We start from the raw sequence: 12,671 nt of genomic DNA, 5'->3' as shown, positions 1-12,671 counted from the left end.
TGTAAAGCTGCTTTCGTCACCTTTATGAACCGACGGCTTCCAAGCACTTTCTTATAATGTTGTTTATTCTCAAAATTTTCAAAACATACATTTTCTTATTTGTTCCACAGACAATGCGGTATACTTGAGCAACTCTGGAGTAATTCTAGAATAATCCTTGAATTTTTCCGTCGTCTGTTAAGTTGATTTCGTATGCTGCCGGTTTCTTTGATAAGCCAGGCATTGTCATTACGTTGCCTGTAAGTACAACTACAAAGCCTGCACCTGCTGAAATATATACGTCTCTTATGTTAATCTTGAATCCTGTAGGTCTTCCTAACTTACTTCTGTCATCTGATAATGAGAACTGAGTTTTGGCCATACATACAGGATAATCGCTGTATCCAAGTTTGTTTACGTTTGCAATTGCTTTTTCTGCTTCAGGTGAGTATGTAACTCCATCTGCACCGTAAATTTCTTTTGCAATTGTTTCAATTTTTTCTTTAATTGGCATATCATCAGGATATAAAGGTGCATAGTTTGAAGGTTTTGTTTCTATTGTTTCTATAACCTTTTCTGCTAATGCGATTCCGCCTTCTCCACCTTTTGCCCAAACTTCTGCTAATGCGAATTCACATCCTCTTTCTTCACAGAAGTTCTTAATGTATTCATATTCTGCTTCTGTATCTGTAATAAACTGGTTTAATGTTACTACTACAGGCACACCGAATTTCTGTAAGTTTTCAATATGCTTTTCAAGGTTTACAATACCTTTTGCTAAAGCATCGAGATTTTCTTCTGACAAGTCTTCTTTTGCAACACCACCGTTATATTTAAGTGCTCTAACTGTTGCTACTAAAACTACACAATCAGGTTTTAAACCTGCTTTTCTACATTTGATGTCTAAGAACTTTTCTGCTCCAAGGTCAGCACCAAAACCTGCTTCTGTAATAACATAATCTGCCATCTTTAAAGCTGTTTTTGTTGCCTTAACTGAGTTACATCCATGAGCAATGTTTGCAAATGGACCACCATGTACTAATGCAGGTGTATGTTCCAAAGTCTGAATAAGGTTTGGTTTCATGGCATCCTTTAATAATACTGCCATTGAACCTACAGCCTTAACATCTTTTGCTGTAACAGGTTCTCCGTCATATGTATAAGCAACAATGATTTTTCCAAGTCTTTCCTTTAAGTCTGCATAATCTGTTGCTAAGCATAAAATTGCCATAATTTCTGATGCTACTGTAATAACAAAATGGTCTTCTCTTACAGTTCCATCAACCTTACGTCCAAGACCTACAACAATATTTCTTAATACTCTGTCGTTAATATCCACACATCTTTTCCAAACAACCTGATTAGGATCAATGTTTAATTCATTGCCCTGCTGAATTGAGTTGTCAAGCATTGCTGCTAAAAGGTTATTTGCTGATGTAATAGCATGAAAATCTCCTGTAAAGTGAAGGTTTAAATCTTCCATTGGTACAACCTGTGCATACCCTCCGCCTGCTGCACCACCCTTGATACCAAAACATGGTCCAAGTGAAGGCTCTCTTAATGCGATAACAGCTTTTTTATTTAATCTACCAAAAGCTTCTCCAAGTCCTACTGTTACTGTTGTCTTTCCTTCTCCTGCCGGTGTAGGGTTAATAGCTGTAACGAGGATTAATTTTCCATCTTCGTTATCTTTGATACTTTCATAGTATTCATTTGAAATTTTTGCCTTATATTTACCATATAATTCTAAATCATCTTCCTGTAATCCTACCCTCTGAGCTACCTCTTTAATTGGTAGCATTTCTGCTTCCTGTGCAATTTCAATGTCTGTTTTCATATGCCTTCCTTCTCCTTATAAAATATTTTCAAATTCTTCCATGGACATTATGACTTTTCTAGGTTTGTTAGTTTCTTCCTGACCAACTACGCCTGCATCACATAACTGTTCCATAATACGTGCTGCCCTGTTAAAGCCAACACGAAATTGTCTCTGCAACATACTTGTAGAACCTTTTTTCTTTTCAATACATAACCTACCGGCATCTGCAAATAAAGGATCTCTGTCACTGTTACCATTGCTCATTGCTTCCTGATCTGTGGTTAATTTAGCATCAATTGATTCATCATATTCTGCCTCGCCACTGTTATTTTTAATAAATTCTACTGTATCAAAAATTTCCTGGTCGGAAACATAAGCGCCCTGTAATCTGACAGGTTTAATATAACCTGCGGGATAAAATAACATATCACCATTTCCCAAAAGTTTTTCAGCTCCATTCATGTCAATAATTGTTCTTGAGTCTGTACCCGATGCAACTGTAAGGGCAACTCTCGATGGAATATTTGCCTTAATAAGACCTGTGATTACATCAACAGAAGGTCTCTGTGTAGCAATAACCATATGAATACCTGCTGCTCTTGCAAGCTGTGCCAATCTACATATAGCTTCTTCCACTTCTTTTGCCGCAACCATCATAAGGTCTGCCAACTCGTCAATAACAATCAAAATCTGTGGGAGCTTGTCTGCCTTTTCGCCTAAGTCATCTACCACATCGCCCGCTTCAACTTTTTTGTTGTAACTTCCAATATCTCTTGCTCCGGCTTTTGCAAACTTATTGTATCTTGTTGTCATTTCGGCAACAGCCCAATTTAAAATACCTGCCGCCTTTTTAGGATCTGTAACAACATCATATAATAAATGAGGTATCTTGTTATAAACCTGAAATTCAACAACCTTTGGATCTATCACAATAAGTCTTACCTCCTCAGGAGTTGTTCTATACAATATACTCATTAATATTGAATTGGTAAATACTGATTTTCCCGAACCTGTTGTTCCGGCAATCAGCATATGTGGCATTTTTGCAATATCTGCCACGACTACTTTTCCTGCAATGTCTTTTCCTGCCGGGAAAGCAAGTTTTGACTTATGATTCTGTAACTCTTTTGACATCAAAAGTTCTTTTAAACATACCGAATCACGTCCTTCATTTGGAATCTCAATACCTACAGCAGCCTTTCCCGGAATTGGCGCTTCAATTCTTATGTCTGCTGCTGCCATATTTAATTTAATATCGTCAGCTAAGCCTGTAATCTTGCTGACTTTTGTACCCATTTCAGGCTGTAACTCATATCTTGTAACAGAAGGTCCCTTACTAACATTTGTAACTTCCACTCTTACTCCAAAATTAGCCAAAACCTGTTTCAGTTTGTTAGCTGTTTCCATTAAGGATGCTCTTGTTACTTTGCTTGAGCCATTCTCACTGTCTTTTAAAAGATTGTAACTTGGCTTTTTGTATTTCAATTTCTTCTTAACAGGTGAAATAATTTTTCCTTCTGAAGGGATTTTCTTATTTTCATTTGCCACCGTTTCTGTTTCTAAAGAATCTACGCTGTTCACAACTTCGTTTTCACCTGCGCCACTGCTTGCTATTACATTATCATTAGCTGTGTTAGCAGTATCAGCCGCTCCTCCTGTGGAATTCATACCAAAAGGTTTTCTACTCATTGCTTTTTGGGCTTCCTCACTTACAATAATTCTTTCTTTTGGTGTAAATTCTCCGTCTGTTGCATGAGGATCATTTTCCACAACTCTGTTTTCTGCCTTCTTAGGAGTATTCTTTGCTTCTTCCTCGTAAGTGTAAACTGTGTCATCCTGAACAGGAACATCATCTAATACATCATCAATTCCTTCTATATGTATTTCATGTACTTCCTGACTATTATAATTATCTGCCAGTTCACTAAAGCCATCACCGTAACCATCAGGTAAAGAACTCTTAATACTAGGATTTTTTGCTACACTTTTCTTTTTAGAAGTTCTTCTATATGGTTCTTTTACAGCTTCTACTCTATCCTTTGGAACTAAATCATCCTGATTATTAATATCAATATTAGTCAGACTTTCTCCAAAGGTTGCAGAATCATTTTCATTAACAGCTTCTGCTGCCGCCTGATTACTTACCATATTGCTATCAGCAATTGGTTCATCACCTAATCTTGTATTTCCAAAATCTACACCTATTGCTCTTTGTTTTCTATACTGTCTTTCTATCTCACGCTGTCTGTCTTTTTCTTCTTTTTTTCGCTGTTTCTTTGTGGCAGCAATTTCACGTCTAACCTCTGCATCTTTGGCAGCATTTTCATATACATCCATACCTCTGTTTCTTATGGCTGCCATAAAAGGTTTTTCCGTTAAAATAACAATTGAAATAATTAAAATTGCTAAAGACACAATATATGCACCTGTAAGTCCTAATAAAGAATGTAGAACCTTACCTAATATGCCACCTAGAATTCCGCCGCTAAAATTATTATTAGCAGATTCACGATAAATAGATATATTAGACTGATTACTGCCTCCGTAACTTATCAGATGAAATAATAAGCAAAAATCAATATATGCAATGGCACCTGTTATTAACTTACTTACGATTCCTGAATTCATTTCGTTAAAAACGATGATACCTACAAATATAACTAATACGATGGGGAAAATATATCCCATCCATCCAAAAGTTCCAAGCATAACAGAACTAAGTCTCTCGCCTATAATTCCGCATACACCATAATTGCTAAGGAAGAGAACTAACGCAACCGCAACCGCAATCCACAAATCAACTTCTTTTACAACTTTTTTGTGAGTTATTGCTTTTTGTGCATTTCTCTTTCTTGTTTCCGATGCCTTACCAGCTCTTGATGTGCTTTTGGCATTGCTTCTACTTTTTGTTGTAGAAGTAGTCTTTTTCTTTGTATTTGATTTTTTGCCTCCACTTTTACTTTTTGTATTGGCCACTTTGCACCTCTTCTTTATATACTAAAACTAATTATACTTACACATAATCCTTTATATTTTACTATTAATCATACTTTTATTCAAGATGCCTATTTATTGCCTTTCATATTTTCTTATTTTTCTAAACATTTTTATCTTTTTCACTTATAAGTTGGTAAAGTTTGCCTATAGCATCTTTAAGACCGCCGATTTCATTTATTATTCCTTCGTCTACAGCCTGTTTTCCCACAAGAATACTTCCTACATCTTTTGTTAAAACTTCAGTTTCTGTCATTAATTCCATAAACCGTTCTTCTTTTATTTTGCTGTGAGTAATTACAAAATGATTAATACGCTGTTGTATTTTCTTAAAATATTCATAAGTCTGTGGAACGCCAATAAACATGCCGTTCATTCTAACCGGATGAATGACCATAGTACCTGTTTCTACTATATAAGAATAATCTGACGCCACAGCCAAAGGCACGCCTATTGAATGACTACCACCCAAAACTAAAGAAACTGTAGGTTTACTTAAACTTGCTATCATTTCTGCTATGGCAAGTCCACATTCCACATCTCCGCCTACTGTGTTTAACACAACAAGCAAGCCGTCTATTTCTTTGTCATCTTCAATACAGGCAAGTTTCGGTATAACATGTTCATATTTAGTTGCCTTTGTATTTTGTGACACATTTTCATGGCCTTCAATTTCACCTATAATACATAACAGATGTATTTTTTTATCCCTGTTATTATTTTCTAAATCGGTCTGTCCATATTCTTTTATTTCATCCATTTGTTGCACCTCCAATATTTTTCTTATATTATTGTGCAACTTTTTCAAAAAAATATAAGGTTAACAACAAATGCTGTTATTAACCTTACTTAATAATGCTTTTAATTATTTATTATAATCGTATTAACGGATATTCTTAATTTGTTCATAAGGCATAGGGCCACCAAACAAATCAATTGCACTGCCTATTGTAAAATCCATTCTGCCGTTAGAAATTTCTCTGAACTTTTGGATTTGTTCCATTGTTCCAATTCCGCCTGCGTATGTTATTGGGATTTCTGTAAAGTCAGCCAGCAATCTCACCAACTCTTCTTCCATACCACCTGATTTTCCTTCTACATCTACGCCATGAATTAGAAACTCATCACAATACTCTGACAATTTTTTCAAAGTTTCCAAATTCACTTTTTCATCAGTGAATTTCTGCCATCTGTCAGTAACTATATAATATTGTCCATCTTTTTTTCTGCAACTAAGATCTAAAACAATGTGTTCTTTTCCAACAGCTTTTACAAGGCTTTTGAGATTTCCATAATTAACCTTTCCGTCCTTAAAAACAAAGGATGTTACAATTACGTGAGTGGCACCTGCTTTTATATAATCATCTGCATTTATTGCCGTAACTCCTCCCCCTATCTGCATTCCATTAGGGTAAGCTTTAAGGGCAAACATTGCCTGTTTCTTAGATTCCTTAAAAAACTCTGAACCACCTGCATTTAAAATAATAATATGGCCACCTGTTAAATTGTCCTTCTTATATAATTGTGCAAAATCTTCAGCGTTTTTTTCAGACACAAAGTTTTCTTCTGCCTGATTTCCTTTATCTTTAAGACTACCGCCTACTAACTGTTTTACTTTTCCATTATGAATGTCAATGCATGGTCTAAATTTCATTTTACTCCTCGCTTGTTTTTACATTAAATTATGCATATTATTCTTTCATTTAATTCATTATTTTAATCTATTCTGCAATATTTTCTAATTATATTACTGATTAAGTGCCTGTTCTAAGTCTGCAATAATATCTTCTGCGTCTTCAATTCCTACTGAGAATCTAATCAAATCAGGCTGTACTCCTGCTTCAATTAACTGTTCATCTGTCATCTGTCTGTGAGTATGACTTGCAGGATGAAGTACACATGATCTTGCATCTGCCACATGAGTTACAATTGCAATAAACTTTAAGCTATCCATAAATTTAATAGATGCTTCACGACCACCTTTTATACCAAATGTTAAAACACCACAAGTTCCATTTGGCATGTATTTCTTAGCTCTCTCATAATATTTATCACCTTCAAGTCCCGGATAATTTACCCAGGCAACCTTGTCATTCTCACTAAGCCATTTTGCAACTTTATATGCATTCTCGCAATGTTTAGGCATTCTTAAATGTAAAGTTTCAAGTCCTACATTTAATAAAAACGAATTATGTGGTGAAGGTATTGAACCTAAATCTCTCATAACCTGAGCTGTTGCTTTTGTTATATAACCGGCTTTTCCGAATTTTTCTGAATAAACTATTCCATGGTAAGAATCATCCGGCTGTGTCATTCCCGGAAATTTATCCCCATGTGCCTGCCAGTCAAAATTTCCACTGTCAACAATCGCTCCACCTACCGCCATTGCATGACCATCCATATATTTTGTTGTTGAATGAGTAACAATATCTGCTCCGTACTCAAAAGGTCTACAGTTAATTGGTGTAGGGAATGTGTTATCAACAATAAGTGGAACTCCATGATTGTGAGCTGCCTTACTGAACTTTTCAAAATCTAAAACTACTAAAGACGGATTGGAAATCGACTCCCCGAACACGCACTTTGTATTAGGTTTAAATTCCTTATCTAAGTCTTCAGGTGTAATTTCAGGATCCACAAAAGTTACATCAATACCCATCTTCTTCATTGTAACACCAAACAAATTAAATGTTCCGCCATAAACATTAGATGAACATATTAAATGGTCTCCTGCCTCGCATATATTAAACACTGCATAGAAATTTGCTGCCTGTCCTGAGGATGTAAGCATCGCTGCAGCACCACCTTCTAAATCACAAATTTTCTGTGCCACTGCATCATTTGTTGGATTCTGAAGTCTTGTGTAAAAATATCCACTATCCTCTAAATCGAATAATCTTCCCATCTGGTCTGATGTATCATACTTAAATGTTGTACTCTGATAAATAGGTAAAACTCTTGGTTCTCCCTTTTTAGGTTGCCACCCCCCCTGCACACAAATTGTTCCTTTGTTATTCTCCATAATAAACGTACTCCTTTTCTCTTATTGTGGTTTGTAGTCTTTTAAACAAATATGACTGATAATACAGCTTATACAAAATAATACTGCTATTACAATTGTGGACACTAAAAAAAATGTCTTATTCATAATAGGTATTACAAAAACTGATATAAAAAACAGTACAAACAATACTGTTGTTATCTTGTTAAATATTTTTCCAATTTTAATTTTCTTCTCTTCTGTCATATTGAATCCTTTATTTAAATACTTTTATTTCTAGTAACTTAAATATTATAAATCATAATTCCTACAAATCATAGTGTTTTTGTACATTTTTTAATATAGAAAAACCAGCTTTTAAGCCTATAGCTTAGAAGCCGGTTTTCTATCTCTAAAATATATTATTTAGCATCTTTGATTGAGAAACTCATTCTTCCCATCTTGTCTTTTCCAAGGCATTTAACTTTTACCTTGTCACCAAGTGTTAAGTAATCTTCTACATGTTCAACTCTTTCTTTTGCAATCTTTGAAATGTGAACCATACCTTCTTTTCCTGGAGCAAATTCAACGAAAGCACCAAATTCTTTAATGCTTACAACTGTTCCTTCAAGAATCATTCCTTCTTCAAAATCACTTACAATTGTTTCAATGTATTTTAATGCTTTATTAATCATGTCTCTGTCAACACCACAAACTGAAACCATTCCTTCATCTGTAATGTCAATCTTAACGCCTGTTTCTTCAATAATGGCATTAATAACTTTACCACTCTTACCTACTACATCTCCAATCTTATCAGGGTTAATCTGAATTGTTTCAATCTTTGGAGCATAAGCATTAACTTCCTTACGTGGTTCAGCAATTGCTGGTTTCATACAATTATCCATAATGAATAATCTTGCTTCTCTTGTTCTTGCAATAGCACCTTCAACGATTTCTCTTGTAAGACCATGGATCTTAATATCCATCTGAATAGCTGTAATACCTTCTGTTGTACCTGTTACCTTAAAGTCCATATCACCGAAGAAATCTTCAAGTCCCTGAATATCTGTAAGTAATACATAATCATCATCTGTATCACCTGTAACAAGACCACATGAAATACCTGCTACCATAGCCTTAATTGGAACACCTGCTGCCATTAATGACATACATGATGAACATGTTGAAGCCATTGATGTAGAACCGTTTGACTCAAATGTTTCTGAAACAGTTCTGATAGCATATGGAAATTCCTCTTCACTTGGAAGTACAGGCATAAGAGCCTTTTCTGCTAAAGCACCATGTCCAATTTCTCTACGTCCAGGTCCTCTTGATGGTTTTGTTTCACCAACTGAGTATGAAGGGAAATTATAATGATGCATGTATCTCTTAGTTTTTACATTTTCATCTAATCCGTCAATTCTCTGTGCTTCTGATAACGGAGCTAATGTACATACGTTACAAATCTGAGTTTGTCCTCTTGTAAACATAGCTGAACCATGTACTCTTGGCACAATGTCTGTTTCTGCTGCAAGAGGTCTAATCTGATTTAATGCTCTTCCATCAGGTCGCTTGTGATCTTTTAAAATCATCTTACGAACTGTTTTCTTCTGATACTGATAAATAGCTTCCCCTAATACAGCAAGCCACTCTTCATTTTCAGCAAAAGCTTCTTCTAACTTTTCTGTAATCTGACGAATGTTTTCTTCTCTTGTCTGCTTGTCATCTGTGAAAACTGCAACTTCCATATCTTCAGGAGGTACAATTTCCTTAATTGCTGCAAACAATTCTTCAGGTATAGCACAACTTTCGTATGTGTGTTTTTCCTTACCTACTTCTGCAACAATCTTATCAATAAATTCGATAATTGTCTGGTTAATGTCATGAGCCATGTAAATAGCTTCAATCATCTTAGCTTCCGGAATAATGTTAGCGCCTGCTTCAATCATAATAACTTTCTGTCTTGTTGAAGCAACTGTAAGCTGTAAATCACCGTTATCCCAATCTGCCTGACTTGGGTTTACAATAAATTCACCATCAACTAAACCAATCTGTGTCATTGCACATGGTCCGTCAAATGGAATATCTGAAATACATGTTGAAATAGCTGAACCTAACATTGCAACTAATTCAGGTCTGCATTCAGGATCAACTGACATTACTAAGTTGTTAAGAGAAACATCGTTTCTGTAATCCTTTGGGAATAAAGGTCTCATAGGACGGTCAATAACACGTGCTGTAAGAACTGAGTTCTCTGAAGCCTTTCCTTCTCTTTTATTAAATCCACCAGGGATTTTTCCTACTGAATACATCTTTTCTTCAAACTCTACTGATAATGGGAAGAAATCCACACCATCTCTAGGTTTGTCAGATGCTGTAGCTGTTGACAATACTGTTGTGTCACCATAGTGCATAAAAGCCGCACCATTTGCCTGAGCAGCAACTCTTCCTACATCTACTGTAAGAGTTCTGCCACCAAGTTCCATACTAAAACTCTTGTACATAATCTTCTTTCGTTACTTATTTATATAGTAACTTCTCCTTATATTTATTTTTCATTTGCAGAAGAATCCGAAACTACTGTAAAAAACGGTAAAAATTACTGTCCTTTACAGTGGCTTCGGCTTGGTTCTTCTGCCAAGCTTTGGTAAACAACCATAAGCCTTTTAATTATAATTGATATATAAAAAAAAAGCAAGGGAGGAACATATCCTCTCTTGCTTCTACTTCATAATTAGTAAATTATTTACGAATTCCTAATTTTTCAATTAAAGCTCTGTATTCGTTTACATCGTTTTCCTTGATGTAATCAAGTAAACCACGTCTCTTACCTACCATCTTAAGAAGACCTCTTCTTGAATGATGATCCTTCTGGTTTACCTTTAAATGTTCTGTTAAATCCTTAATTCTGTAAGTTAAGATTGCAACCTGAACTGCTGGTGAACCTGTGTCTGTAGGTGTCTTACCGTATTCTGCTGTAAGCTGAGCTTTTACTTCCTTTGAAATCATTATAATTTCCTCCTTAAATATTTTTGATATATCCCCATACACTTAAGTAATGGTCGGAGAATCCGGTTACTTAGTGTAGGTTCATTAAACATACTTTGCTAGTTTACTATATAATAAAGAAATTGTCTAGTAATTTTCTAATATTTTTTAAACTCTTTCTTTATATATATTAAATTGATACCAGCACTTTAATATGGTACAATATCAAAGTATGCGCAATTTAAGCGAATTCACGAAAGATAGTGAGGTTAATTATTATTATGTTAAAACTTATTGAAGAAATTAACAGTGCAGTAAACAATTTCATTTGGGGTGTACCTGCAATGGTTTGTATTATCGGCGTTGGACTTTATTTGAGTATTCGTACCGGATTTATTCAGATACGAAAATTTAAATACGCCATGAAAACAACTATTGGTCGTATTTTCAAGAAAAGAGATGCCAGTGACGGTTCAATTACTCCTTTTCAGGCTGTATGTACCGCTCTTGCCGCAACTGTTGGTACAGGAAATATTGCCGGCGTTGCCGGGGCAATTGCCATAGGTGGTCCCGGAGCTGTATTTTGGATGTGGATTTCAGCATTACTTGGTATGTGCACCAAATTTGCTGAAGTTACTCTAGCTGTACATTTTAGAGAACGTAATCAGGAAGGGGACTTAGTTGGTGGTCCTATGTACTACATAAAAAACGGTCTTGGAAAGAAATGGCAGTTTTTAGCTGTTCTATTTTCTCTTTTCGGAGTGCTGACTGTTTTTGGTACAGGTAACGCCACACAGGTTAATACAATTACTACTGCCATTGATTCTGCATTACTTAACTATAATGTATGCACTTCAAAAACAATACCTCAGATTAATTTAATATTAGGAATTGTTATTGCAGTTTTAGTTGCACTTGTACTTTTGGGCGGAGTTAAACGAATCGGAAAAGTTACAGAAAAATTAGTTCCTTTTATGGCTTTATTTTATATTGCACTTGCAATTGGCGTAGTTATATTAAATATCGGAAACCTGCCAACTGTATTTGCTTCGATATTTGAAGGTGCCTTTAACCCTCGTTCAGTTACAGGTGGTGTTGTAGGTAGCATATTTATTTGTATGAAGCGTGGTGTTTCCAGAGGAATTTTTTCTAACGAAGCAGGTCTTGGTACCGGTTCAATCGCACATGCATGTGCCGATACACAAAAGCCTGTTAAACAGGGATTTTTTGGAATATTTGAAGTATTTACAGATACTATTGTAATTTGTACATTAACAGCTCTTGTTATACTTTGTAGTGGTGTAACAATTAATTACGGTGCAAACGCCGGAGCTGAACTTACAATACTTGGATTTACTTCTACTTATGGTAACTGGATTTCAATTTTTTCTGCAATTGCCATGTGTTGTTTTGCTTTTTCAACTATACTTGGTTGGGGCTTATACGGAGCAAGATGTATCGAATTTTTATTTTCACCAAAGGTAATCAAACCATTTATGGTTGTTTATGCTTTAGTTGCAATAGTTGGAGCCACAATGGATTTAGGCTTAATTTGGGGCATTGCTGATACATTCAACGGGCTTATGTCAATTCCAAACTTAATAGCGCTATTCCTCCTTTCAGGAACAGTCATTAAACTTGTAAAAGAATATAAAAAATTTGATTAGCAAAATATAATACTATAGAATATATCTTTTTATTTAATTTTTCCCCTAGGGGCGTATAAAAATAGAGTGTTTTAAACGATAGGAAGCATTTCGTCTATGGAAGCGAGCATAGCTACAATCGCGAGAGATTGTCTGAAACCGCGAAGCGGTTGAGTTATCGGTAGCGATTGTTAATATGCGGCGCAGCGCAGATAGAAATGCGACATGTTTAAAACACTCTATTTTTATACGCCCCTGAGGG

Annotated in this window: 8 protein-coding genes; 1 reads left to right on the top strand and 7 read right to left on the bottom strand. The window is 35.4% G+C overall.

The window, feature by feature from the left end:
• Positions 1–145: 145 nt before the first annotated feature.
• The 7 genes from DWZ69_RS09170 to rpsO all read right to left on the bottom strand — a co-directional run bounded on the left by DWZ69_RS09170 (position 146) and on the right by rpsO (position 10,784).
• Positions 146–1,816, bottom strand: a complete 1,671-nt coding sequence (locus DWZ69_RS09170; protein ID WP_117999120.1) for a formate--tetrahydrofolate ligase — start codon at positions 1,814–1,816, stop codon at positions 146–148.
• Between the two features lie 15 nt (positions 1,817–1,831).
• Positions 1,832–4,774, bottom strand: a complete 2,943-nt coding sequence (locus DWZ69_RS09165) for a DNA translocase FtsK (RefSeq protein WP_118436857.1) — start codon at positions 4,772–4,774, stop codon at positions 1,832–1,834.
• 121 nt (positions 4,775–4,895) lie between these two features.
• Positions 4,896–5,552, bottom strand: a complete 657-nt coding sequence (locus tag DWZ69_RS09160) for an ATP-dependent Clp protease proteolytic subunit (RefSeq protein WP_022165800.1) — start codon at positions 5,550–5,552, stop codon at positions 4,896–4,898.
• A gap of 123 nt (positions 5,553–5,675) precedes the next feature.
• Positions 5,676–6,446, bottom strand: coding sequence for a phosphoribosylformimino-5-aminoimidazole carboxamide ribotide isomerase (gene hisA, locus DWZ69_RS09155; RefSeq protein WP_117999121.1), 771 nt, complete (start codon positions 6,444–6,446; stop codon positions 5,676–5,678).
• Positions 6,447–6,539: 93 nt separating this feature from the next.
• Positions 6,540–7,814: an O-acetylhomoserine aminocarboxypropyltransferase/cysteine synthase family protein gene (locus tag DWZ69_RS09150; protein WP_117999122.1), complete on the bottom strand. Its 1,275-nt coding sequence runs from the start codon at positions 7,812–7,814 to the stop codon at positions 6,540–6,542.
• Positions 7,815–8,194: 380 nt separating this feature from the next.
• On the bottom strand, positions 8,195–10,279 hold the full coding sequence (locus DWZ69_RS09140; protein ID WP_117999123.1) for a polyribonucleotide nucleotidyltransferase: 2,085 nt from the start codon (positions 10,277–10,279) through the stop codon (positions 8,195–8,197).
• A gap of 238 nt (positions 10,280–10,517) precedes the next feature.
• The gene (gene rpsO / locus DWZ69_RS09135; protein WP_022165795.1) at positions 10,518–10,784 is read right to left on the bottom strand and encodes a 30S ribosomal protein S15; all 267 of its coding nucleotides are present in this window, start codon (positions 10,782–10,784) and stop codon (positions 10,518–10,520) included.
• 260 nt (positions 10,785–11,044) lie between these two features.
• Here rpsO and DWZ69_RS09130 point away from each other — a divergent pair, with 260 nt between their 5' ends.
• On the top strand, positions 11,045–12,430 hold the full coding sequence (locus DWZ69_RS09130) for a sodium:alanine symporter family protein (RefSeq protein WP_117999124.1): 1,386 nt from the start codon (positions 11,045–11,047) through the stop codon (positions 12,428–12,430).
• The last annotated feature ends 241 nt before the right edge of the window (positions 12,431–12,671 follow it).

The organism is Eubacterium sp. AF34-35BH (assembly GCF_003477765.1).
Classification (GTDB): domain Bacteria; phylum Bacillota; class Clostridia; order Lachnospirales; family Lachnospiraceae; genus Eubacterium_G.
Note: the sequence above shows the minus strand (reverse complement) of the source record. Positions and strands in the feature narration are given on the sequence as shown.

Coding starts and splice junctions, on each gene's coding strand:
- DWZ69_RS09170 (WP_117999120.1), bottom strand. CDS start 1,816: ATGAAAACAGACATTGAAATTGCACAGGAAGCAGAAATGCTACCAATT.
- DWZ69_RS09160 (WP_022165800.1), bottom strand. CDS start 5,552: ATGGATGAAATAAAAGAATATGGACAGACCGATTTAGAAAATAATAAC.
- hisA (WP_117999121.1), bottom strand. CDS start 6,446: ATGAAATTTAGACCATGCATTGACATTCATAATGGAAAAGTAAAACAG.
- DWZ69_RS09150 (WP_117999122.1), bottom strand. CDS start 7,814: ATGGAGAATAACAAAGGAACAATTTGTGTGCAGGGGGGGTGGCAACCT.
- DWZ69_RS09140 (WP_117999123.1), bottom strand. CDS start 10,279: ATGTACAAGAGTTTTAGTATGGAACTTGGTGGCAGAACTCTTACAGTA.
- rpsO (WP_022165795.1), bottom strand. CDS start 10,784: ATGATTTCAAAGGAAGTAAAAGCTCAGCTTACAGCAGAATACGGTAAG.
- DWZ69_RS09130 (WP_117999124.1), top strand. CDS start 11,045: ATGTTAAAACTTATTGAAGAAATTAACAGTGCAGTAAACAATTTCATT.